At 52.4% G+C, this 23,168-nt stretch carries 21 protein-coding genes; 9 read left to right on the top strand and 12 right to left on the bottom strand.

What is annotated here, in order from left to right; translation table 11 throughout:
• Window positions 1–89: 89 nt before the first annotated feature.
• The 11 genes from iscB to GEI7105_RS0117215 form a co-directional block, all read right to left on the bottom strand.
• Window positions 90–1,373: an RNA-guided endonuclease IscB gene (gene iscB / locus GEI7105_RS0117150; RefSeq protein WP_017661662.1), complete on the bottom strand. Its 1,284-nt coding sequence runs from the start codon at window positions 1,371–1,373 to the stop codon at window positions 90–92.
• A 363-nt stretch (window positions 1,374–1,736) separates the two neighbouring features.
• Complete coding sequence (locus GEI7105_RS0117155) at window positions 1,737–2,414, bottom strand: GerMN domain-containing protein (protein ID WP_017661663.1); 678 nt, start codon at window positions 2,412–2,414, stop codon at window positions 1,737–1,739.
• A 207-nt stretch (window positions 2,415–2,621) separates the two neighbouring features.
• Window positions 2,622–3,785: a lipid-A-disaccharide synthase gene (gene lpxB, locus GEI7105_RS0117160; RefSeq protein ID WP_017661664.1), complete on the bottom strand. Its 1,164-nt coding sequence runs from the start codon at window positions 3,783–3,785 to the stop codon at window positions 2,622–2,624.
• A complete protein-coding gene (gene lpxA / locus GEI7105_RS0117165; protein ID WP_017661665.1) occupies window positions 3,782–4,600 on the bottom strand; it encodes an acyl-ACP--UDP-N-acetylglucosamine O-acyltransferase in 819 nt (272 codons plus the stop codon). The genes lpxB and lpxA overlap by 4 nt, the downstream gene beginning before the upstream one ends.
• A gap of 94 nt (window positions 4,601–4,694) precedes the next feature.
• Window positions 4,695–5,207 (bottom strand): 3-hydroxyacyl-ACP dehydratase FabZ, encoded by a 513-nt coding sequence (fabZ, locus tag GEI7105_RS0117170; RefSeq protein ID WP_017661666.1) that lies wholly within the window; start codon window positions 5,205–5,207, stop codon window positions 4,695–4,697.
• 67 nt (window positions 5,208–5,274) lie between these two features.
• Entirely contained in the window at window positions 5,275–6,117 is an 843-nt protein-coding gene (gene lpxC / locus GEI7105_RS0117175) for a UDP-3-O-acyl-N-acetylglucosamine deacetylase (RefSeq protein WP_026097740.1), read from the bottom strand.
• Window positions 6,118–6,844: 727 nt separating this feature from the next.
• Complete coding sequence (locus GEI7105_RS0117185) at window positions 6,845–9,166, bottom strand: BamA/TamA family outer membrane protein (protein ID WP_245555427.1); 2,322 nt, start codon at window positions 9,164–9,166, stop codon at window positions 6,845–6,847.
• Window positions 9,167–9,260: 94 nt separating this feature from the next.
• Entirely contained in the window at window positions 9,261–10,010 is a 750-nt protein-coding gene (gene purC, locus GEI7105_RS0117190) for a phosphoribosylaminoimidazolesuccinocarboxamide synthase (protein WP_017661670.1), read from the bottom strand.
• Between the two features lie 191 nt (window positions 10,011–10,201).
• Window positions 10,202–11,860, bottom strand: a complete 1,659-nt coding sequence (locus tag GEI7105_RS31040; protein ID WP_017661671.1) for a PAS domain-containing sensor histidine kinase — start codon at window positions 11,858–11,860, stop codon at window positions 10,202–10,204.
• A gap of 111 nt (window positions 11,861–11,971) precedes the next feature.
• Entirely contained in the window at window positions 11,972–12,865 is an 894-nt protein-coding gene (locus GEI7105_RS0117205) for a phosphatidate cytidylyltransferase (RefSeq protein WP_017661672.1), read from the bottom strand.
• Window positions 12,866–13,019: 154 nt separating this feature from the next.
• A complete protein-coding gene (locus tag GEI7105_RS0117215; protein ID WP_192816691.1) occupies window positions 13,020–14,207 on the bottom strand; it encodes an RNA-guided endonuclease InsQ/TnpB family protein in 1,188 nt (395 codons plus the stop codon).
• Between the two features lie 128 nt (window positions 14,208–14,335).
• Here GEI7105_RS0117215 and GEI7105_RS38595 point away from each other — a divergent pair, with 128 nt between their 5' ends.
• Window positions 14,336–14,479 carry a hypothetical protein gene (locus GEI7105_RS38595; protein WP_017661675.1) on the top strand — a complete coding sequence of 48 codons (144 nt, stop codon included), beginning with the start codon at window positions 14,336–14,338 and terminating at the stop codon, window positions 14,477–14,479.
• A 278-nt stretch (window positions 14,480–14,757) separates the two neighbouring features.
• On the opposite strand, the gene cbiT is transcribed toward GEI7105_RS38595, so the two are convergent.
• Window positions 14,758–15,360 (bottom strand): precorrin-6Y C5,15-methyltransferase subunit CbiT, encoded by a 603-nt coding sequence (gene cbiT / locus GEI7105_RS0117225; RefSeq protein ID WP_017661676.1) that lies wholly within the window; start codon window positions 15,358–15,360, stop codon window positions 14,758–14,760.
• A 135-nt stretch (window positions 15,361–15,495) separates the two neighbouring features.
• Here cbiT and ychF point away from each other — a divergent pair, with 135 nt between their 5' ends.
• The 8 genes from ychF to thiL all read left to right on the top strand — a co-directional run bounded on the left by ychF (window position 15,496) and on the right by thiL (window position 22,743).
• Window positions 15,496–16,587, top strand: a complete 1,092-nt coding sequence (ychF, locus tag GEI7105_RS0117230; RefSeq protein WP_017661677.1) for a redox-regulated ATPase YchF — start codon at window positions 15,496–15,498, stop codon at window positions 16,585–16,587.
• 32 nt (window positions 16,588–16,619) lie between these two features.
• A complete protein-coding gene (locus GEI7105_RS0117235) occupies window positions 16,620–16,976 on the top strand; it encodes a phage holin family protein (protein ID WP_017661678.1) in 357 nt (118 codons plus the stop codon).
• 731 nt (window positions 16,977–17,707) lie between these two features.
• Entirely contained in the window at window positions 17,708–19,198 is a 1,491-nt protein-coding gene (locus GEI7105_RS0117245; RefSeq protein WP_017659491.1) for an IS5 family transposase, read from the top strand.
• 502 nt (window positions 19,199–19,700) lie between these two features.
• Window positions 19,701–19,913 carry a hypothetical protein gene (locus GEI7105_RS0117250; protein ID WP_017661680.1) on the top strand — a complete coding sequence of 71 codons (213 nt, stop codon included), beginning with the start codon at window positions 19,701–19,703 and terminating at the stop codon, window positions 19,911–19,913.
• Between the two features lie 276 nt (window positions 19,914–20,189).
• Complete coding sequence (locus tag GEI7105_RS31045) at window positions 20,190–20,414, top strand: TLTLP motif-containing protein (protein WP_017661681.1); 225 nt, start codon at window positions 20,190–20,192, stop codon at window positions 20,412–20,414.
• A 247-nt stretch (window positions 20,415–20,661) separates the two neighbouring features.
• On the top strand, window positions 20,662–21,171 hold the full coding sequence (locus GEI7105_RS0117265) for an inorganic diphosphatase (protein ID WP_017661683.1): 510 nt from the start codon (window positions 20,662–20,664) through the stop codon (window positions 21,169–21,171).
• 173 nt (window positions 21,172–21,344) lie between these two features.
• On the top strand, window positions 21,345–21,758 hold the full coding sequence (gene panD / locus GEI7105_RS0117275) for an aspartate 1-decarboxylase (RefSeq protein WP_017661685.1): 414 nt from the start codon (window positions 21,345–21,347) through the stop codon (window positions 21,756–21,758).
• A 7-nt stretch (window positions 21,759–21,765) separates the two neighbouring features.
• Window positions 21,766–22,743, top strand: coding sequence for a thiamine-phosphate kinase (gene thiL / locus GEI7105_RS0117280; RefSeq protein WP_017661686.1), 978 nt, complete (start codon window positions 21,766–21,768; stop codon window positions 22,741–22,743).
• Window positions 22,744–23,168 lie beyond the last annotated feature (425 nt).

Here is a 23,168-nt window from a genome sequence, read left to right on the forward strand (position 1 = left end):
AAAATGCGGGAATTCCCCTCCCGTTATATCCGACAGGATTAGCGGGAGGGGAATTCCCGCCAACAAACGAACTGCCCGACAGGGCATCCTTATTTCGAGAATCTGTATTCATAGCCGTCTGATTTCTGAACAGTCGTCAGATATTTCGGATGAACGTCAAAAGGTTTAACCCCAGCGTTCAGTCGAAAGGAAGGGCGAAACCGAATAGCAATCCGCCCCGTGTAATTTCCGGCGAATTTTCCTTGAGGAATTGTCGCCTTGACTATATCGCCGGTTTGGAAACCTTGAAAAGATTTGGCTTTCGGGGCAACAGCCCTCGGAAAACCGTATCGATCGGGACGACATCGTTGCCGAACTCCGTGACCTTTGGCTGCAACGAGTAAAGGTTTCTCGACCGCGACATCTAATCGATCGGGAGTCGATTTCCCGACACAAGCAGCATCGAGCCAGTGAGTTTTCGGCAAACCCAATCGAGTCCGATTAAACTTAGTCTGTCCGCCCGTTCCCACTTCAACGGGCAATCCAGTTTCTTTCAACTGTTGGTACAGCTTCCAGCGAGTTGCGTTGACTGCTGCCGCATCTTTTAACGGCGCTTTTGCCTGTTTCAAAATACGGTTGAGAACGGTCGGTTTGCCCGATAGAAACTCGCGAATATCTCGGTTTCCCTTAGCTTGGTTGCAAGTATGACAAGCCAGCGTTAGGTTAGAAACTCGGTCGCTCCCTCCCTTGGATTTGGGATGAATATGTTCGACCTCTAATGGTAGGTCTTCCGCGCCGCAATAAATGCACTTCCGACCCCACTTTTGCAACACGTACTCGCGCACTTCATAGCCCAACAATTCGCCCTGCTGGTACTCAATACCACTCACTTCGGGGTTTTGGAGTTTTTGGGTATCGAACCGCACGAGTTCTTGAGAAATCGAGACGATCGGACAAAGTTTTCGCAAACGGTTCACCCAGGTCATCGTAGTTTCGACCCGATGGTTGAGAGACGGTGGAAGCCAACCCTTCGGACGAGTACGGTTAAGAAAGCGAGGCTTTCGGTAACGAGTTTTTCGATGGCGTCGGGAGCGTCGTAAAGCACGACGCTTCTCTAAGTCGTTCTTAATTTGCTGTCCGCGATAGCTGAGTTCGGACGCCCAAATGACTCGGTTTTCGGACAGGATAGCCAACCCAGTTGTTTGCGAGCCGGGATCGATTTTGAGTTGAGTTTCGGGAACGACACAATCTTTGGCTTCAATCTCGTGCAAGATAAGGGTAAATGGATAGCGACGAAACACCGAAGCTCGACCGGATTTCAGGAGCCGCCGCGCCTTGGCTGGATGGCATGGTGCTAGGGGTTTTTTGTCTTTGTCTAGAACGAAAACGTGCATAATACACAACTCCCAAAAGGGGTAACGTTTGCCTCGCCAAGGTTACGTCTCGGTACTCTCTGAAAAGCACTGCCTTAACCCGTTTTAAGCTGTTTAACTTTTCAGTTCTAGAGCGACAAGCTGGCAACGTACTCGTCGGTAGGAACTTAAACTCTCGGACGTAACGTAGTCTTCGGAAGACTTAGGCTGGTCAACTTGTGGGCTTAGAGCAAGCCCCCGTCATAGCCAACAGGCTTGACGGCGGGTTGTTGACAGTTGCTGTTGAGTGGTGTGGGGTTGACGGTTCTCTGCTCACCCTAACGGATATTGCGACGAGATTGCCAAACCTCGAAGCTGCCCCGAGAGACGACACCGCTCTTCTCGTTACAGCGAAAATTCTGCGTCGAACTGTTGGCGAGAAATCGGCTGAGGGACTTCTAACCCTTCTCCTCCCAACAGGCGCAGCGGTTCGCCTTCGACAGACAGCCAAACGGACGCGTCGGGGTCGAGACTGGTGGCGGTATAGACCACTTGTCCGAGGCGTCCCATCATCGAAGCACTGCCGCCGCCAGAGGTAAACTCTCGCGAGAGATCGACGTGAATGCCGTCGTCGCGAACGCTGAGGTCTTTGAGTTCGGTTTCGGTGGGAATGGTGTTAAAGGCATCGTTTTGTTCGGCTGTATCGAGGAGGCGATCGAAGGCTGCCGTTAAAATCGCGTCGGGTTCGTCGCTGCTGGCCTCGACCGTGACGTCCAGCGGGACTAACTCAAACGAGGTTCCCGTATCTCGCAGAAAATAGGTTTTGAGGGTTTTCTCGACAGTCGGCGCGTCCGTGGCTTTCGTCGTCTCGTCGGGGGCTTGTGGTTCGGAGGGTTGCGCCTCAGACGGTCGCGCGTCAGGAGGGCTGTCGGGGGCGACTTGACCGGGATTCGTCACGGTTGGGGCTTGTCGGTTGGCGTTGTTGCGCGTCCATACTGTCGCCGCCCCACCTGCGACGAGGAGGACAGCGGCGATTCCAGCGACAATTCCAAGAGAACGGCGGGTTTGACGTGGGTTGTCCATGACGAAGTTAACTCCTAACGGTTAATGTCTGAATCGTGATTCGGGGCGATCGCCCCGTCCCCCATACACTGACAGAAATAGGGTGAATTTCGGGCGATCTTCTGAGAAAAAACTACAGAATTTGCCGGTAATTTTCCAGAACGAACGGGAAAGTCGGGACGGGAGAATTGTTCTATCCTAAGTGTTTACGGCGATTTCGAGAACGCCTCAGCGCAACGTTTTGAAAATTTCAGCCGCCGCGCGATCGCACGCCCCGACGGTTCCGACGGCCGCCCGCATTTCCCGATAGTCGTTCCGGGTTTTCTGGCGGCGATCGGGGTTCGAGAGCAAGTCTAGGGCTTCCCGTAGGATATTCTCGGGTGTCACTTCTTCTTGTAGCAGTTCCGGCACGATCGCCTTCATTTGTACCAAGTTCGGCGGCGACATGAAGGGAATGTCGAACCCGAGGAGTTTTCGGGCGATCCAGGCGGTCACGGGATGGACGGCGTAGATGACGATTTGCGGAACCTCGAGCAACGCCAGTTCTAAATTCACCGTTCCCGATTTCGTGAGGGCGAGGTCGGCGGCGGCGAGGATTTCCGGGGTGCGATCGCTGGTAATTTCGGCCTGCAACCCGTACTCGGACACGGCCCGTTCTAAGGCGTCGCGATAGGTTTCCAACGACAGGGGAATCCAAAAGCGCACCTGGGGCAATTTCTCCTGTAAACGCCGGGCTGCCTCGAACATGGGCGGAACCAGCGATCGAAGTTCTTGATGGCGGGAGGCGGGTAGCAGGGCGACGGCGAGGGTATTGTCGTCGAGGTTTAACGCAGCGCGGGCTGTGGCGCGACTGGGGGCGTCTGCAAGGCGATCGACGAGGGGATGCCCCACCCACGTGACCGACGCGCCTTTGGCTTCAAAATACCGGGCTTCTTCGGGGAAAATGGCCAGCAGGCGATCGCTGGTTTCGACCAACCGCAGGGCGTCGCGATCGCTCGGCGACCAGACCCAGGTTTGAGGCGCGATATAGTACACCACCGGAACCTGGGGAAAGCGACGTTTGAGGACTTTTCCGATGCTGAGGTTCGGCCCCATGTAGTCGATGAGTACCACCAAATCGGGGGGACGAGCCGTCAGTTCGGCGAGGGCGCGTTTTTGAATTTGCAGGGTGGGAAACACGAAGGGTAGGGATTCTAGCAGCCCCACCGAGCCGATTTCGCTAGTTTTTGCCAATAGTTTCGCCCCGGCCTCGGCCATGCGATCGCCGCCCAAGGCCACGATGTCCAGTTCGAGGTCGGCGCGTTCGGCCTGTCGAAACAAAGCCTCGACCAGCAGCGACCCTTGCAAGTCTCCCGAGACTTCTCCCGTGCTGATAAAAATGCGATAGCTCACGATCGGTCGCTACTCCCCCGTCGGCGTCCGGCGATGGGGCCGCGTCGTCCGGCGGTCAAAGACTCTCGTAGAAATTCTCGCAGGTGATGGAGTTGCGGCGTTTCGGGCAACAGTTCCAGTTGTTCGAGAGACTCGTCTAGGGTCAGCCCCGAGCGATACAGGATGCGAAACGCCTTTTTCAACACTTTAAAGGGTTGTCCGTCTTCGGCGTCTACGAGTCCGGCTCGTTTCAACCCCACTTGGTTGAGGGCGCGAACCCGACTGGGGTTGCCTTCGACGAGCATATAGGGGGGAACGTCGCGATCGATGCGACTCATACCGCCGACCATCGCAAGCTGACCGATGTGAACGAATTGGTGAACGCCGACGACGCCCCCGATGCGCGCGCCCATTTCGACGCGAACGTGACCGGCGAGTTCGACGGCGTTGGTAATGACGACGCGGTCTTCGACGATACAGTTGTGGGCGATGTGAACGTAAGCCATCAGCAAGTTTTCGTTGCCGATATATGTGGTTTCCCCGGCTTGGGTGGCGCGGTTGATGGTGACGTACTCGCGGATGCGGTTGTCGTTGCCGATTTTAACGCCGCTCGCCGCACCGCTGTATTTGAGGTCTTGGGGTTCTAAGCCGATGGCTGCGCCCGGAAAAATATGGTTGCGTTCTCCGATTTCTGTATCGCCTCCGACGACAACGTGAGATGCGATCGTCGTGTCGCGCCCGACCTTCACGCGCTCGCCGATGACTGAATAGGCCCCGACACGCACGGTCGGGTGGAGTTGAGCGCTGGGGTGAATGACAGCCGTTGGATGAATCATCTTCTGTCTGGTAAAGCCGTGCGGAGAGACGGACGTGTTGGGGGCGCAAGTGTACGACCCACCGAGTTCGTCGCGTGCCGAACGAGTCGGCGAACTATTCGATTAACAGAGAGAACATCAGTTCTCCTTCGGTCACGAGTTGTCCGTCTACTTCGGCACGGCCGCGCATTTTGCCAAACCGCCGACGCTTCGTCCACATGAGTTCGACAGTCATAATCATGCGATCGCCGGGAACGACGGGACGACGGAACCGCACGCCGTCGATTCCGGCGAACATAAACAGTCCTTCGTCCATTTGCGACATTTGCGTCAGGACGATACCGCCGACTTGCGCCATCGCTTCGACGATCAATACCCCCGGCATCACGGGCTTACCGGGAAAATGACCTTGGAAATGGGGTTCGTTAATCGTGACGTTTTTGATCCCGACCGCTCGCTCGCCCGGAACGTATTCGATAATGCGATCGACCAAACTAAAGGGGTAGCGATGCGGGAGCAGTTGCTGGATTTGTTCGATCGTCAACACCGTTTGAGGTGGCTCGGACGGTGTTTCGATTGCTTTGGTCGAGTCTGATTTCAAAGAATTCGCGTCGGTAAGTGTGGACATAGTTCAATTCGATCGCTGTTGAAATGCAAAATAGGGCTTTTCGGATTTGCCGAAGGTCGAGGAACTGTCACCCGTGCTGCGACAATCCTCGCTCTCGCAACCGTTGAGTTAATCGAACGTGCAGGCGGTGACTTGCTTTGTAGGCGATAAAATGAGCCACTGGAATCGTTCCGAGCAAGCTCAGATCTCCTACTAAGTCTAAAATTTTATGACGGGCTGGTTCATTTGCAAATCTCAGGGGAGGATTGAGCCAGTGTTGGAGATCGCACACGAGGGCGTTTTCGAGACTCCCGCCGCGAATGAGTCCGGCCGATCGCAGGCGATCGACGTCTTCGGCCAGTCCGAAGGTTCGGGCCGGCGCGATCGCTTGGCTAAAGTCTTCTTGCAGGGGCGTCCAACTGTGCCACTGGTTGCCGATCGGACGTGCCTCGAAGTCGATACCGTAGCTCAATCGCAGTTCGGGGGAAGGCAGAGCGGCGACGAAGGCATCGCCGTCGCGTACCCAGAGGGGATCGTCTAGGTACGCGACGGTGGCGGTTTGGGATTCGGTTTGGCCGGCGCGATCGATGGCGTCGATCCAATGTTTCGCCGATCCGTCGAGTAAGGGGAGTTCGGGGCCGTCGATTTCGATGCGAGCGCGATCGATGCCTCGGGCGGCTAAAGCTGCTAGGAGGTGTTCGACGGTTCGCACGCTGGCGTCTCCTGTCGCGAGTTCGGTGGACAGTTGGGTTTGGCGCACGGCTTCGACTTCGGCGGGAATGTAAGGGGTTCCCGATAAGTCGGTGCGGACAAAGTAACGGCGTTCTCCTGCTTCGGCGGGGAGGACGCGCACTCGCGTTGTTTGTCCCGAGTGCAAGCCGACGCCGCTTCGATCGAATCCTTCGAGTAGGGTCGATCCGCCTCGGGCGATCGCGGGTAGTGTTTTTTGATGGCTTGTTTCGGTTGTTTTTATTTGTGTTTGCGACACGATTTTGGAAACTCTCTAGAACTAGAATTAAGTCAGAAACATTATTTTTTTATTGTTTTTTTGAGTAAAAACTATTTTTGATATGTCTAATATTTCAAAAATAGTAGAGTAGAAAATTATTTTCATTTTTTTGTGCGATCGCTGGGTAATTTCTGCTTTTTTACAGATATTATAATACGGAATCCGTTTCCGATAAGCTAGGTTTTAAGAAGTCTTCACCCCATCCCCCCTTAGCCCCCCTTTGAAAGGGGAGTTGGGGGGATAGATGGACTTGTCGGGTTGAAAAAAACAGTATTGGAAATTCAAATTCCGTATCAATTCCGAGGTTTTTACAACATTTATAGCAAGGATTTTCTCACACTCGACTCTACAGGGTGGGCAATGCCAACCTTACAGGCTACAGGGAATTTTCGAGAGAAGAGTTAGGAGATAAACCACAGATACACAGAAGATGCGTAGATTTTGGATGCAGAAATTTTGGATGTTGCTGTCTAACAAAAATGTTTTAAAGAAACTTTGTAGGGTGGGCATCGCCCACCTTTTTCACTCATTGAAAAAATTCAAAGTTGAGATTTTTGAACGATTTGACCCAACTTTTATATGGTGGGCATCGCCCACCCTACAGGTTTCTACAGGTTTCTGAAACTCCCAAACGCTCCAATTTAACAGGTTAGAAACGCTGACCGATACCGAAGTGGAATCGATTTTCGCCGTCGTCGTTAATCCCGAAATCGATCCGAATCGGACCGATGGGAGACTGAACGCGAATCCCCGCGCCGTAACCGAATCCCGAGCCGGGTTTGTCGCGAATCCCCGCCGGATCGCCGGGAACGTTTTCCCCAGTTCCTAAATCAGTTCCCACATCCAGGAAAACAACGCCACTCAAAATCGAAAAAATGGGAAATCGGTATTCCGCCGTTGCTTGAACGAACGATCGCCCGGTTCCCAACGCCCCTTCAGCATAACCGCGAACGGAGTTGACACCGCCGAGAACGAAGGCTTCGTAAGGGGGCATATCGCCGATAATCGTTCCCGCTTGTACGTTAAACGCCAACGCTTCGGGACCGTCGGTAAAGTTTAAGATATCCACCGGAAAATAATAACTGTAACTCCCGCGCAACCGGTTGTAGAACACGTCAGCGTCAAAAGGAATCGCCTGTTCGGTACTGAAGCTGACGCGATACCCTCGGGTGGGATCGAGGGGGTTGTTGCGGCGATCGCGGGCGATTCCAAACCGCACGCTGGGAATAAAATCGGTACCGTCTTCACTGGCGGACAGCAAGTTTCCCTCTTCGTCGCGGGGTTCTCGATCGCCGTCTGCATCGCGAATGGTGACTTCTTGAACTTCCAAACCCAACGACGCCGTCCAAGCTTGACGGGTATTAAAGACCTCCCGAGTCAGGGGACGTGTAAAGGTTACAGCGCCGCCGATGCGATCGATCCGGGGGCGATCGCCGTTATCGAGTTCGACCTCCCTCTGATCGGGGCCGCTGTCGAACACCAGCGAAATCGATCGCCGCCGAAACAGGTTGATGTTGTACGCCGTTCGGTAAGGATCGCCGCCGATCCAAGGATCGGTAAAGTTGACGTCGAAGAACAGACCCCGCGTTCCCAACTGCACCTCAGCCCCTAAAATCTGGTCGTTTCCGCCGAGGTTTTGCTCTTGGAAACTCACCGTTCCGAAGAAGCCACCCACGGAACTAAACCCACCCCCAGCGGCGATCGAGCCGAAACTTCCTTCGATGACGTTAATCACCAAGACCGCCTGACGGGGATCGGTTCCCGGTTCGACGGAGAGGTTCACGTCCTCGAACAGTCCCAAGCCGAAAATTCGCTGTAAGTCCTGCTGAATCACATCGCGGTTGAGGACTTCCCCCGGTTGCGATCGCATCTCCCGCGTAATAATAAATTCGCGAGTCCGTCCGTCTACGGGTTCGCCATCTTCGTCGACGAGTTCTCCTTCTTCGCTGAGAAAGCGAATATCGATATCTTCAATTCGACCTTCGGCCACGTCTAGGGTCACGACGCCGTCGTCGGACACCGGAGGCGGGGCGATGAGTCCCTCTTCGGGAACGGGCGGGTCGATGACCTGCGCCAACACGTAACCGTTGGTTTGATACCACTGGTTCAACGTCTCGATTCCCCGTTGGAATTCCCGCAAGTTGAGAATATCCCCATAGAGATCTCCGAAAATTTCGTCGATTTTCTCTTGGGTCAACACTTGGTTGTTTTGGGCGGTCACCCGGTTGAGCGTGGGGTTCGGTAACACTTCAAAAATCACGCGTACCCCCAACGGCGTTTCTTCGGCCAGGGGTTCGACGCGACCGAAAAATCCCGTGGCGTAAACGGCGTTGACGTCTTCTTGAAGCTGGCGGCTGGTGGTCGTGCGTCCGGGTTGCGTTCCCACGGTGTCGTAAACCAGTTCTTGAAGGTCGCGGGGAATCTCCCGGCCGCCCGGTCCGCGCACGACGACTTCCGAGACGAGAACCTGCGGTTGTCGATCGCCTGTCTCGTCTTCGTTGTTTTGCGCTCGCAGCGTTGGGGGGGGAGAGGACGACTCGTCGAGAACGGCGGGGTTGATGTCGGTGTCGATCGCCACCGAAGGAGTCACCGCATCTTCTGTCTGCTCGGCTCTTTCCTCGACCGTCGGGTCGCTCTCCGACTCGATCTCCAGGCTGAGATCTGCTTGGGACTCGGACTCGACGGGCGATCGCGCTTCCAGCTCAGGAGCGGCCGCCTCGCGTTCGGGGTCTGAGTTCTCTGCCGTTTCCGAGGGTTTGAGGGGTGACGCAACGGTCGCCACTGTCGGTTTTTCAGGCGTTGTTGGGTTGTCGGTTGCGATCGCGCTGGCTTTTTCGTCCGAGCCATCGAGCCGCATCGCCGAGTCGTTCCCGTCGAGCGATCGCACGGCTTTGGCGATACCCGGTTCTCCCCCGACGAGGGCGATCGTCAGCGGCAAAATTGTTAACCAAGACCACTTGAGTCTGTCCACGATTCTCCTTTTCCTCCACACACCAAATCCCGGCACCCACCAAACGTCCGGACGGTCGATTTAAACTTTACTCTGTTTATCCGACGTTTTCGCCTTACGTTACCGCATTCGACAGTGTCTCGACGCGTTCGAGAACCCGTTCTAACACCCGTTCGTAAGCATCTTCGACTTGTCCGAGGTCTTGTCGGAAGCGGTCTTTATCCATCACGCGCCGTTCGGAATCGGTTTCGCGCCGATCCCACAAACGACAGGTATCGGGGCTGATTTCGTCGGCTAGGACGATGCGCCCGTCGGACGCGATCCCGAATTCGAGTTTGAAATCGACGAGGGTAATGTCGCAACTGGCAAAAAACTCTGACAGGTGACGGTTGACGGTCAATGCGAGTTCCCGCAGGCGATCGATCGTTTCAGAAGTTGCGACGTTTAGCAATCGCAGGCGATCGCGCGTCAGTAGAGGATCGCCCAACTCGTCGTTTTTGTAAAAAAATTCCACCAACGGCGGATCGATTTCCGTTCCCAGGGCGATTCCCGTTTGGCGACAGAGGCTTCCGGCGGCGACGTTGCGAACGACGACTTCGAGCGGAACGATTTCGACCGCTTTGACTTTCATGCGATCGCTCTCCGGTGTATCCAGCCAGTGCGTCGGGACGCCGCAGGCTTCGAGGAGTCGAAATAGATGAGTCGAAATCGCACAGTTAATTTCGCCTTTGCGAACGATCGTGCCGCGTTTGGCGGCGTTGAACGCAGTCGCGTCGTCTTTGAAGTGAGCGACGAGGACTTCGGGATCGTCGGTGGCGTAGAGGATTTTGGCTTTCCCTTCGTACAGCTTTCGATCGGCGGACATGAATTTTAGGCTCGAGGCTTGCAGTGGAGCGGCCGATCTGCCGGAAGGCAGGGTCGGGCTTCACAATTCTATAACGCTTCCCGGTTTTTCGGACTGACTTGTCGGGGGTTTTTGTTCAATTCGCCCCTCGGGACGCCGTTTCGGGGAAGCTCGCCGGTCAGACTGCAACGTCGAGCGAGGCGGCTAGAGGGCTAGGTTTCGATGTCGCGATCGAAGGGTTTGACGGGAAGCACCACGGTAAATTCCGTACCGCCTTCGAGTTCAGATCGAACGTGAATGTTGCCGCGATGGTTTTCAACGATTTGGTAGCAAATGGCCAGTCCCAGGCCGGTTCCCGCGCCGACGGGTTTGGTGGTAAAAAACGGATCGAAGATTTTTTCGAGCAGTTTGGCGGGGATTCCCCGTCCGTTATCGCGAATTCGCACGCACACGCGATCGCCGTCGAGCGGTTCGGTTTCGACGATAATTTTCGGCTCTTTCTGGGGTGTTTCGATGGCTGAGGTTTCTACGGGGCGATCGCCCACTGCATCGATGGCGTTGCACAGCAAATTCATCCAAACTTGATTGAGCTGTGCGGGATAGCAGTAAGTTTTGGGCAGCGTGCGATACTGTTTGACGATTTCGATATGCCCTTGAATGCGGTGGTTGAGAATTACCAGGGCGCTGTCGAGACCTTCTTGAAGATCGACTCGTTTGAATTCGGCTTCGTCGAGACGCGAAAAGTTTCGCAACGACAACACGAGTTTTAAAATACGCTCGGCACCGATTTTCATCGAGTCGATAATTTTCGGCAAATCGGAGGCGATAAAATCGAGGTCGATCGCTTCGATTTCGGCTTCGAGGGTGGGGGTTAACGTCAAGAGTTCGTCGCGATATAACTGCATTAACCCCAGTAAATCTTTAACGTAATTGTCGGCGTAGGCTAGGTTTCCGTAAATAAAATTAATTGGGTTGTTGATTTCGTGCGCCATTCCCGCCACCATTTGACCGAGGGCGTACATTTTCTCGGATTGAATCAGGTGAGCTTGGGCTTTTTGCCGTTCTCGCAAGGCGTCTTCGAGTTGTTGCGTTTGCTCTCGCAAGCGGCTTTCGCTATGACGTAAGGCTTCTTCGGACTGCTTGCGATCGGTGATGTCGATGCCCACGGCAACGGTCGCGCGTCCTTCGTCGTACTTTTGGGCGGCGATAATGTAGTAGCGATAGACGCCGCGAACGCTGGCTCGAATCACTTGTGAGGCATACAAATCGTCGTTTTGAAGGAACTGTCGCACGAACTCGACGAATTCGGGACTGTTTTTGAGAAAGCCCAGTTCTTTACCGACGAAAGTGGCTGGCGGCATATTGTAGCTGGCGGCCAGGTGGCGGTTGACGCCGAGATAGCGACCGTCTGCGCTAATCCAAGACACGAAGCCGGGAACGGCATCGAGAACTGCTCGCAGTTGTTCGCGCGCGCGTCGCACTTCTCGAGCGTCGGCGTTTCGTTTGGACAGGGAACGCGCGACGAGACAACTATAGGGGGTATCGGGGTTAAAAATATAAGTGGTGGTGGTTTCGACTGCGATGCGATCGCCCGCGGCCGTGAGATAGGTCGTCTCTCGAGCGATCGATTCTTGCTGGTGTAAGCGCTCCCAATAACTCCCCCACTCTTCGACCGTTAGCTCAGTATCGATCTGCCAGAGTTTTCGGGACAGGAGTTCGGTTCGTTCGAGGTCGAGGAGCTGACAGGCTGCATCGTTGACGTAAAAAATCTCAGCTCGACCGTCAAAAAAAACTACGGCGTCTGCCATGCGATCGAGAGACAACTGAGCGAGTTGCCCGATTTCAAGGCTCGACGGTTTCAAATCTCGCATGACAGTCTCTTACAGTATGGGTTCGGCATCCTGTGGGCGGTACGCACCTGCGGCTCTTGTTCTGTATCTTAACACTGACCTCGATCTGACGGTCTCCGTGAAATCGCGGTTTTACAGGACAAACAGCGGTAAAACGAACATCACGAAATAGTACACGAGCGGTGCTGTAAATACGTAACTATCGGTTCTATCTAAGATTCCTCCGTGACCGGGAATTAACTGTCCGGAATCTTTGACACCCGCATCTCGTTTCATCATGGATTCGGTCAGATCTCCCATGAGGCTGGCCAAACCGATCGCCAAACCCATCGCAGCCCCCGACCCCAGCCAAACCGGCCAGCCGAGACACCAGGCTCCAAACGCTCCGATAGCGGTACTGCTGGCAATTCCAAAAATTGCCCCTTCGACCGTTTTCTTGGGACTGACCGCCGACAGACGAGTCCGTCCGAAGGTTTTGCCGAAAAAGTACGCCCCGATGTCAGCCGCCCAAATGCAGCCGAAGGCCAACAGGGTGATACACAGTCCTTGGGGAACGTTTTCGAGAGAGAGGGGAGACGACCAATTCTCGAAGAAAGGAACGGGACTGGCGACGATGGTGCGATCGAAGGGTAAGGGAACGCGATCGAGTTCGACTCGCAGCCGAATCCAGTAACTCGGTAACAGACCGCCGTAAAATAACCCGAGAATCGATGTGGAAATATCGGCGATCGAAGCGAGTTTCGGTTGAAACAGTAGATAGGCGCAGATAACGCCACCGGCTAGGGGAAACGCGACGCTAACTAAATCGGGGGCGATCGCTGCGATTAACAGCAGGACTTGCGACAAAACTAACGTGGTTTTCGCGGCGGGTGCGATGCCCTTCGCGCGCACGAGTTGAAAGTATTCTCGCTCGCCAAGAAAGACGATCGCACCGAAAAAGACAACGAAATACCACCCACCTAAACCGATCGCCGCTAACGCAACGACGATCGCAACAATTGCACTGAAAAGCCTAGCCCAAGACATATGACGTATCGCTGTTCGGAATTAGAAATTTGGGGAAACACCACGGCAATTCGATCTTCACCCGTCGGTGCTGCTACCCGCTCGATCTTAAGGTTAAAAACGCAGTGAACTACCCGACGCTGACACTGATGGGTACAGCGCGGGCTTCCGACTTCTAAGGGGATTGCCTCAACACGGATTTGCGTCCGCGTTTCGGTCTGACATTCCCTCCATCGGCAGCCGTCCCGGTTCCCGAGACAGTTAGCAGTCTGATCCCTTCGGCTCTGATATTTTTGGCGGCATTTTCATCTCGGTCGTGATGCGTTCCACAGTAAGGGCAATCCCACACCCTCACGTCTAACGGCATCTCGGAGACTTGAAACAGACACTCAGAGCAGGTTTTCGAACTGGCGAAAAAACGGTCGATCTCCACCAATACCTTTCCTTCTCGTTCGAGTTTGTAGGAAAGAAAATTGACGAATATTCCCCAGCCCACATCAGAAATTGCCTTAGCCAGATTGTGATTCCGAACCATGCCCTTGACATTGAGATTTTCGACTACGATGACTTGGTTATCGTTCACCAGCTTTCGGCTCAGCTTGTGCAGGTAGTCTTGACGGGCATTTGACAGGCGTTCGTGAACTCTGGCGACCAACCTCCTGGCTTTCTCTCGAGACCTCGAACCTTTGGACTTACGAGCAAGTTTTTTCTGTTTCCTCGCTAAGTTCCGTTCGTGTTTCTCGAGATGCCTTGGGTTGGCATATTTGGAAGTTTTGACACCATCGTTGACGATGGCGAAGTCCTTCAATCCCAAATCTACCCCCGCCACTTTTCCCTCGGGACTCGGTGAGGGTGCATCGCCCTCAAGTTCGCAAAGGACAGACGCAAAATACCGACCCGAGGAAGTCATAGATACTGTGACCGTCTTAATTTTTCCGTCGATGGGTCGATGGAGTTTCGCCTTGACGACTCCTACCCGACCGGGGAATTTAATGTGGTTGCCAATAACTTTGACGTTCTGGGGGTATTGAATGGATTGACGATACTTTTTGCTCTTGAAGCGAGGATATTTCGCTCGCTTATCAAAGAAATTCTTGAAGGCGGCTGTCAAGTTGAGTGTCGTCGTTTGTAAAACTTGCGAGTAGCACTCTGATAGCCAAGCGGTCTCCTCGGATTTCTTGAGACTGGGAAGGTGAGCGTTAAGAGCTGTGCGGGTCAATCCTTTACCCGTTTCTTTATAGGTTATGTTGCACAGGTTGAGTGCATAATTCCACCACCAACGAGCGCAGCCAAAGTGCTGAGCTAACGCCTGTCTCTGTTCGTCAGTTGGGTAGATTCTGACTTTGACCGCTTTGTGTATCAACGCCCTCACCTCCTGTGTTTGCCACTATAACATAATTCCGATAAATTTGTGTGATGGGTCAATTTTCGGGGCATCGTAGACGCGAAGCGGCTTCTCGCAGAGTACCCCTCAATTGACGCGGGGAGTCCATGTTGTTGCTGAGCTTGTCGAAGTTGTTGCTGAGCTTGTCGAAGCTGTTGCTGAGCTTGTCGAAGCATCCCGACGCTGACCGTTCGGCTAAGCCGCTCACAGCCGAAGCCTTCGGTGCAGCACGGGACTTATTGCTCCGGTGAACCCCTCACAAGTTAAGAAAAAAATTGCCCCGATCCATCTATTGTCGCACGTTTTGCAAAGTTGCGATCGCGCTTGTAGTAGGGGAGCGGGGGAGAAGGGGAGAGGGGGAGATAGGGAGAGGGGGAGAAGGGGAGATAGGGAGAGGGGGAGATAGGGAGAGGGGGAGAAGGGGAGAAGGGGAGAGGGGGAAAAACAGTTATCTGTTTGCTGTCTTCACTGTTGCCTGTTCCCCGTTCCCCGTTCACTGGTGACTGGCGACTGGTGACTGTCTTGACCCTCACTCCATCTTCTCGCCGCTGAGTACGAAAATCGGATTGACGGCGGCGAGAATTTGGTGAGTTCCCCGTTTTTCGAGTCGGTTGACGGCAGATTGGACGACTTCGATGTTGCGAAGCTGGAGTTGAGCGAAACATTCAGAAATCGTGTAGAGACTTTCGAGATTGGCGGCTGTGGCGACGATGCGTCCCCCAGCTTCCATCGCGTCCCACACCGCCTGCAAGATATCTTTCATCTGGCGTCCCCCTTCAATACAAGCGTGAGTCGGGGGCTGTGACAGTCGAGCCAAACATTCGGGGGCGTTTCCTTCGATGACTTCGACGTTCTGTAACCCGAAGCGATCGCAATTGCGGCGAATGAGGTTCGCCACGTCTTCGTCTCGTTCGACGGCTAAAATGCGACCCTGGCGACAGAGTAACCCGCTTTCGACGGGAATCGTTCCCGTTCCGGCACCGATATCCCAGAGAATCGAATCGACTTTTAAGCGCAGTTGCGACAGCAAAACGAGCCGAACCTCCCGTTTGCTGAGGGGAATTCCCGGCAGACGCTCGAAGAGTTCGTCGGGAATTCCCGGCGTGACGTAAGGCCAGAGGGGGGCAGACATGAATAGGTTTGGGTAAACGGGTTTCGCGAACGGGATGGCGGCGATCGAGCGATCGGGTATCCTCAACCTTCAATCTCAAGTTAAACTAGCAGAGCAAACAAGACTCAAGCAAGCAAGCCTCATCGAACCCCCAGTATGCTCAGAGCCGGAATTGTCGGACTGCCGAACGTCGGAAAATCTACTCTCTTCAACGCTCTCGTCGCCAACGCCAAGGCGCAAGCGGCAAACTTTCCCTTTTGTACTATCGAGCCAAACGTCGGTGTCGTCGCGGTTCCCGACGAACGTTTGAACGTTTTAGCGAAAATTTCGGAGTCGGAGCAAATCGTCCCCACCCGCATGGAATTTGTCGATATCGCCGGATTGGTCAAAGGTGCCAGTCAGGGGGAAGGGTTGGGAAACCAGTTTCTCGCCAATATTCGAGAAGTGGACGCGATTGTTCATGTGGTTCGCTGTTTTGAGAACGACGATATCGTTCACGTTTCGGGATCGATCGACCCGGTGCGGGACATTGAAGTGATTAACTTAGAGTTAGGCTTGGCGGATTTGGCGCAAGTCGAACGCCGCATGGAGCGCACCCGCAAGCAAGCTCGCAATAATAAAGATGCGAAACTGGAACTCGACGCCTTGGAAAAAGTGGCGGCGGTTCTCAACGAAGGGAAATCAGCTCGTTTGGTGGAGTTGACGGAGGAGGAAGACCTCGCCATCAAACCCTTGGGACTGCTGACGCGCAAACCGATTATTTACGCCACGAACGTCTCGGAAGACGATTTGGCGCAAGGGAATCAGTGGGTAGACCGGGTTCGCGAGGTGGCTAAGGAGGAAAACGCCCAGGTAGTGGTGGTTTCGGCGCAGGTGGAATCGGAACTGATCGAACTTCCCGAGGAGGAACGAGGGGATTTTCTCGAATCCTTGGGAGTTAGCGAAGGGGGGCTGCAATCTCTGATTCGCGCCACTTACGATTTGTTGGGACTTCGAACCTATTTGACCACGGGACCGAAGGAAACTCGCGCTTGGACGATTCACGCCGGAATGACTGCACCGCAAGCGGCTGGGGTGATTCACACGGATTTCGAGCGGGGCTTTATTCGTGCGGAAACCATCGGATTTGAGGATTTGGTGAGTGTGGGGTCGATGACGGCGGCGAAGGAGAAGGGTTTGCTTCGCAGTGAAGGTAAAGATTATGTTGTGCAGGAAGGCGATGTGATGTTATTTCGCTTTAATGTGTAGTGTACTGACTCCGTTTTGGGAGATACACAGCTATGCAAATCGACATCGTGGGGCTGATTGTCACCTGGCTTATCATGTCCCTGAGCTTCTTTATCATTTCCAAGCTCCCTCTAGGGGTGGAAATCGACAGCTTGAATAAGGTTTTAGTTTCGGCTGCGGTTTTCGGGATTTTGAACGCCCTCATCAAACCTGTTTTGTTGGTGTTGGGGTTTCCGTTCGTCGTTTTGACCCTCGGCTTGTTCATTGTCATTATCAACGCGATCGTGTTTGGTTTGGCGGCGTGGTTCGTTACTGGATTCCGCTTACGCTGGGGGATTTGGAGTGCGCTCCTGGGTTCGATCGCTTTGAGCATTATCAACTCGATTTTGTTTAAAGTATTCCCGTCTTAAAACGGTCTGTTTTGTTTGATTTCCTTCCGTGAAGTTTAACGTTAAAATTTGATTTGTTTGGGAATTGAGAACGAAAATTAACCTCAATTTTAAGAGGATTGTAATTTACTCGATCGAACATCTTTTTCTAAAATCGGAGTTCGCGATTTTTAGACAACTCATACGAAGTTCGATCGAGCTGAAACTCGCGGCTTTTTCTGACAGTCGCGAGTTTTATATTTTCGATTTTAGCAGCGTTAGGACTCACGCCGAAACCCGGTAACAATCATGAAATTCCGTTATTGTAGTGTCGGGTTTAGAACGAGAAACTCGGTTGTTCGACCAACAACTGTATAACTCCCGATCGTCAAGTTTTTACAATATCCCACCTCGTAAATCCATCTGGGTCTTCGGAGTTTGTGGTTATAAATGTATAGCATGATACAAAAAATTGAAGATTCGAGAGCCAAAACCCTTGAAATCTCGTGAAGTTAGTTTTTCTGTCACCCTAAACTCCGAAGAGCCATCCATCTGTGGATGTCTGCTCGTTTTTCCTGGATTTCCCATCTCCAATTTCCTGTTTTTTCTGTGTCTCCGTGGTGCTTAAATTTCATTAAAAATCGAGAAATAAATAGGGCTTGCTGAAAAGAAGTGAAAAGCTTACGGCGTAGGGCTTAGAGGAGTCTAGATGTGACGTCAAGAGCCCGAAAAAGAGGTAAAATTGAAAATTATCGTGCATCCAGTCAGAGAAAATGTATCGAAAATCACAAAATCCCGACACGCCCGAAGAAGCCTTTGAGCTTTCCTCTGAGGAAAAGTTGTGTGGAGAAAATCGTTGGGTCATTCTGGCAAAACTCATTCCCTGGACAGAATTTGAGGAAGAATACGCCCAGATTTTTTCCGAGGAAATGGGAGCGCCAGCGAAACCATTTCGGATGGCGCTCGGCGCATTAATTATCAAAGAAAAATTGGGAATTAGCGATCGAGAAACCGTAGAGCAGATCCGAGAGAACCCGTATTTGCAGTATTTTATCGGTCAGAAGAGTTACAGTAGTGAAGCCCCATTCGACCCCTCAATGATGGTTCACTTCCGTCAGAGAATTGGGGAAGAGTTTCTGGGTAGAATCAATAAATCAATGGTCAAAAAAGCCCAAGGATTTGGGAAGGAAGCCACCGAAAAAAAGCTCGGAGAAGCCGGAGAAAGAGAAGACGGTCAAAATAATAAAGGAAAACTCTTAATCGATGCAACGGTGGCACCAGCGGATATTAAATATCCCACGGATTTCGATCTGTTAAATTCAGTCAGAAAAGATACAGAAAGGATCGTCGATAAGATGCACGAACAACAGAAGGTAAAAGGAGAGAAAAGACCGAGAACTTATCGAAAACAAGCCCGTAAAGAGTATCTAAAATTTTCTAAAAGGAAGAAGAAATCGAGAAAAGAACGAATCAATGCAGTGAAGAAACAACTGAAGTATGTGAAAAGAAATTTGGAATATATTGAGAAGCTAATTGAAACAGGGGTGAGCCTGGAATGCTTAAGCCACAGGCAATACAGAAGATTATTGGTCGGAGTAGAAATCTACCGTCAGCAGCAATGGATGCTCGAAAATCAAACCGAGCGGATTGACGATCGGATTGTCAGTCTCAGTCAACCTCATGTGCGTCCGATCGTGAGAGGAAAAGCGAGAGCCAATACAGAATTCGGAGCCAAAATCTCGGTGAGTTGTTGGGATGGATATGTGTTTGTGGAGCGAATCAGTTGGGACAACTATAACGAAACTGGCGACTTGAAAATGCAAGTAGAGGAGTATAAAGAACTGACGGGACATTACCCAAAATCGGTTCACGCCGATCGAATTTATCGAACCCGAGCTAATCGAGCTTGGTGTAAAGAACGAGGAATTCGTTTGAGTGGTCCGCCTTTGGGAAGACCGCCTAAAAAGGTGAGCAAAGAACAGAAAAGACAAGAACGAGAAGATGAGAGAGTTCGGAACGAAATTGAGGGTAAATTTGGACAAGGAAAACGGAGATTTGGTTTGGGGCGAGTCATGACTAAACTGGCTCAAACATCAGAAACCTCAATCTCCCTCACATTTTTAGTGATGAATTTGGTGAAGCTGCTGAGGCAGTTTTACTGTCTTTTTTTGTGTCAAATTTCCCAAAACTCTGATTTTGTGTTCCAAATTATTAGGATGAGTTATATCAAGCTATTTTATACCAAAAAAATAGCTTATGCTTAACTCTGTTCCATTTCTTGTCAACTGTCCATACCCTGTTTTTTGGAGTTATTCAGCAAGCCCTAAATAGGTGAATTTCAAAAATGTAAATTTATCAAATCGGAGTCTCTGCACTGAATCGATCTGTTGTTGGGTTTCGGCTTCGCTCCACCCAACCTACTCCAGACTCATATAGCAGTCCCAAATGAGTCGTCAAAAATTAAAACACCAGAAAAAATCTGATTCCCCGTTCTCCGTTCTCTTTTTGTCTCAATTTTGTTACACAATTGAGATACACTCAAATAAATTGGCTTGGGGGCGTGGTTTCATAGAAAAATATTTTGTGTAAATTCAAACTTCAAAATTATCCAAAGTTTAAGAGGTTATTAATAAAGTAATTACTCAATAAAACGATCGCACTTCATGCCGCTTCAGTGTGACGACGATCGCATCGAAATTTGCCCTCGATCTTAAAATAAAATGCTATACTAGAAACATAAAACTAAAGCCTTAACAAGCGACCAAAATGGAGACCAACATAAACTGTGCGGAAGCGTGCGTCAACGGATGTGTTTTGGGCGATCGCTGCCCGAATCGCGAGTACGCTCAAAACGCCGCCAAGTTTATCGGCGAAACCTCGATCGATAGAATGCATGATATTGCTGAAGCCGCCCTGCGAAAGAAAATGGCAGAACCGCCCAAATGGGTGATTCCCGATTTCCTCGATTCCAACGACTGAACTCGTTCGGGTGGCGACGTGTCTGAAATCTCTATCGGTGCGGCTGATTCCTTCTTCAAACAGGGCGTCGCCGTACGTTACAGAGTACGATCGAAGCTTGACTTTTGTTGAGAGTGTTGGCTGAGCGACAGTTAATCCGGTCGATGCTTTCTAAGATAGATCTCAAAAGCACTCTTGTTTCGAGAAGCCTCATCCGGTTCGAGTTTCGATCGCTGTTGCGATTGCGTCGTTTCCGTGTCCCCTTGCGATCGAGTTTGAAAACTACACTCGTCTTATATGGAATCTGGTAGTCAGTCTGGCAGGTCACAGCAGCCACTCCCTCGCGGCTTCTCCCAACTGGTGGGAACCGCGATCGCGCTGCTGACATTAACACTACCCCTTTTAGTCATCTTGCTCTACTCAGCGGGAACGGTCGATTCCCCACGTCAGATTTATCCAATGTCTCGGCTGGGAAGTCGTTCGGGAGGATTACTCGATCCGAGATTCGATCGCGCCCCCTAATGCAGTGCGATCGCATCAATTCCCGAAGCATTCACGCTAAATGTAGCTTGAGCAATACCCACCGCCCCCTACATTTAGTGAAATCGACGTTCGATCGCGTAAGTCCGACCCAAGCTGGAACGTGGGGTGCGCCAGTCGAGTTGTAAAATGAGTTCGTCAGACGGCGACCGTCTGAGTTCGCTCGGACGGTCGAACTGTCGTGTTTAAAGCACGTTTTGTATCGTCAACAGGAACTGGAGAAACGCTTGTGGATTTATCGCGCATTCCCGCACAACCCAAACCGGGTTTAGTCAACGTTTTAATCGAAATTCCCGCCGGAAGTAAAAACAAATACGAATTCGACAAAGACCTCGGTTGCTTTGCGCTCGATCGCGTCTTGTTTGCGTCGGTTCACTATCCCTTCGACTACGGTTTTATCCCCAACACCCTGGCTGACGACGGCGATCCCCTCGACGGCTTGGTGATGATGGACCAGCCGACGTTTCCTGGCTGCGTCATTTCCGCTCGTCCCATTGGGATGTTAGAAATGATCGACGGCGGCGATCGCGACGAAAAACTCCTGTGCGTTCCCGCCGAAGATCCCCGTTACGCCGAATACAAATCCCTCGAAAACGTCGAACAACACCGCCTCGACGAAGTGGCCGAGTTTTTCCGCACTTACAAAAACCTCGAAAAGAAAGTGACGGAAATCCTGGGCTGGAAAGACGTGGATGCTGTCGCGCCCTTGGTTGAAGAATGCGTGAAAGCTTACAAGTAACATTAACGTAAGCCAGCCACCCGGTATCGTGGAGATGCCGGGTTTCTCGCTAAAATCAAACTAAGAGAAGGATCGATCTGCCCGGTTCGACTGTTCGATTCTATCTCCTCGAGTCTTTCCAAGTTCACTTTTTGTTCCTTGAGGTCTTGTACTTCAGCCATTCTTCGAGAATTATGCAGCGATCGCTCCTTTACGCCAAACTTCACAACTGCACCTTAACCGGCGCGAATTTAGACTACATGGGTAGCATCGGTATCGATCGAGCGTTACTCGACGCAGCGGGAATCCTCCCCTACGAACAGGTGCATATCGTGAACGTCACCAACGGAGCGCGACTCGTCAGTTACGCCATTTCCGCTCCGCCGAATTCGGGTATCGTAGAACTCAACGGCGCAGCCGCCCGGTTGGGAACGAAGGGCGATCGCGTCATTATTATGGCTTACGCGCAGTTTTCGCGCGAAGAACTGCAACACCACCAGCCGAAAGTCGTAATCGTGGGCGAAGACAACCACATCGACGACGTGCGCCATTACCCCCACCCCCTCAGCCCCATTGAAGCTAGAACCGCCGAAGCACAACTCGTCTAGCGACTTCATGCGAGTTGGAAATATCGGCGAACGGGGATTGCTCGAACGACTGCATCAGTTTTGTCCGACGGGACTCGTCGGCGACGATGCGGCGGTTTTGTCGTTTCCGGCGTCTCGTCGTCTCGTCGTTACCACCGATACCCTCGTCGATGGCGTCCATTTTAGCGATCGCACCACCTCCGCTGAAGACGCTGGATGGCGGGCGGTGGCGGCGAACCTGTCGGATTTGGCGTCGATGGGAGCGTTTCCTATCGGAATTACTGTGAGTTTGGCTATGCCGGGAGATACGCCTGTAGACTGGGTTGAAGGGCTGTATCGGGGTATGAAAGCCTGTCTCGATCGCTTCGAGAGTGCGATCGTCGGCGGCGATGTCTGTCAATCTCCCGTGAAATCTATCTCGATTACCGCTTTCGGAAATGTCGAACCGGAGTTCGTCGTGCGTCGCAGTCAGGCGAAACCGGGAGATGCGATCGTCGTGACTGGCGTTCACGGGGCGTCTCGGGCGGGGTTGGCGTTGTTGTTGGAACCGGATACCGAACATCCGTTATCGTCAGAACAGTGCGATCGCCTCCTTCGCGCCCACCAACGCCCGATTCCCCGATTCGACGCGGTTTCAGTATTGTGGAAAACCGCCGAAAACGAGCCTCGCGTCGCTGGAATGGACAGCAGCGACGGGTTAGCCGACGCCGTGGTGCAAATTGCCCGAGAAAGTGGCGTTTCGGCGCAGTTGTGGGCGGAATCTCTGCCCGTTTCGCCAGATGTCGCCGCGATGGTGTCGCCAGAGACGGCGCGACAGTGGACGCTCTACGGCGGCGAAGATTTCGAGTTAGTGTTGTGTTTGTCTGCTTCCCACGCCCAGCGGTTTGTTGAAGTTTTTCCCGGCGCGTCGGTAGTGGGGCAAATCGTTACAGGAGACGGGGCTTGGCTGGTGCAGGGGGAATCGCGAGAACCCTTGACGATGCAGGGGGGATTTCAGCATTTTTAGGGCAAGCGATCGCGAAACGCTGCATACAATAGAAGTAGAAATTCCTCACGAACAATACCCGAGTCTGGATGATTCGCCAAGCCTCAGAATCCTTACGGTGAGGGCATCTTGAAACATAGACTGTTTTTTGCTTCAATTACCAGATTGACTGCTGTGTAAGGCTTTGGAAGATTTTTTCAGACCCCTCGTAAATAATGCAGGCCAGAGAGAATTTTGGTTGAAATCCCTCCAACACCCTGTCAGGAATCGGGATACAAGAGGGTTTGTGTGATGTCGTTTCTAGCTCCATTGAAGGTAATGGTACTGAGTTGAGCAACAATATTTGTACCGCTCTTCAAGGCTATTCGACTAGCCCTGATACTGAGGACATGATTGTTGAGTTTCACAAAGTGAGACTCAATCTACCAACCGATCGCACTTAATAT

It is taken from the genome of Baaleninema simplex PCC 7105 (assembly GCF_000332355.1).
GTDB lineage: Bacteria > Cyanobacteriota > Cyanobacteriia > Cyanobacteriales > Geitlerinemataceae > Baaleninema > Baaleninema simplex.

Excerpts from the sequence above, each read along its gene's own strand:
- iscB (WP_017661662.1), bottom strand. The coding sequence starts at position 1,373 with ATGCACGTTTTCGTTCTAGACAAAGACAAAAAACCCCTAGCACCATGC.
- GEI7105_RS0117155 (WP_017661663.1), bottom strand. The coding sequence starts at position 2,414 with ATGGACAACCCACGTCAAACCCGCCGTTCTCTTGGAATTGTCGCTGGA.
- lpxA (WP_017661665.1), bottom strand. The coding sequence starts at position 4,600 with ATGATTCATCCAACGGCTGTCATTCACCCCAGCGCTCAACTCCACCCG.
- fabZ (WP_017661666.1), bottom strand. The coding sequence starts at position 5,207 with ATGTCCACACTTACCGACGCGAATTCTTTGAAATCAGACTCGACCAAA.
- purC (WP_017661670.1), bottom strand. The coding sequence starts at position 10,010 with ATGTCCGCCGATCGAAAGCTGTACGAAGGGAAAGCCAAAATCCTCTAC.
- GEI7105_RS31040 (WP_017661671.1), bottom strand. The coding sequence starts at position 11,860 with ATGCGAGATTTGAAACCGTCGAGCCTTGAAATCGGGCAACTCGCTCAG.
- GEI7105_RS0117205 (WP_017661672.1), bottom strand. The coding sequence starts at position 12,865 with ATGTCTTGGGCTAGGCTTTTCAGTGCAATTGTTGCGATCGTCGTTGCG.
- GEI7105_RS38595 (WP_017661675.1), top strand. The coding sequence starts at position 14,336 with ATGTTGTTGCTGAGCTTGTCGAAGTTGTTGCTGAGCTTGTCGAAGCTG.
- cbiT (WP_017661676.1), bottom strand. The coding sequence starts at position 15,360 with ATGTCTGCCCCCCTCTGGCCTTACGTCACGCCGGGAATTCCCGACGAA.
- ychF (WP_017661677.1), top strand. The coding sequence starts at position 15,496 with ATGCTCAGAGCCGGAATTGTCGGACTGCCGAACGTCGGAAAATCTACT.
- GEI7105_RS0117235 (WP_017661678.1), top strand. The coding sequence starts at position 16,620 with ATGCAAATCGACATCGTGGGGCTGATTGTCACCTGGCTTATCATGTCC.
- GEI7105_RS0117245 (WP_017659491.1), top strand. The coding sequence starts at position 17,708 with ATGTATCGAAAATCACAAAATCCCGACACGCCCGAAGAAGCCTTTGAG.
- GEI7105_RS0117250 (WP_017661680.1), top strand. The coding sequence starts at position 19,701 with ATGGAGACCAACATAAACTGTGCGGAAGCGTGCGTCAACGGATGTGTT.
- GEI7105_RS31045 (WP_017661681.1), top strand. The coding sequence starts at position 20,190 with ATGGAATCTGGTAGTCAGTCTGGCAGGTCACAGCAGCCACTCCCTCGC.
- panD (WP_017661685.1), top strand. The coding sequence starts at position 21,345 with ATGCAGCGATCGCTCCTTTACGCCAAACTTCACAACTGCACCTTAACC.
- thiL (WP_017661686.1), top strand. The coding sequence starts at position 21,766 with ATGCGAGTTGGAAATATCGGCGAACGGGGATTGCTCGAACGACTGCAT.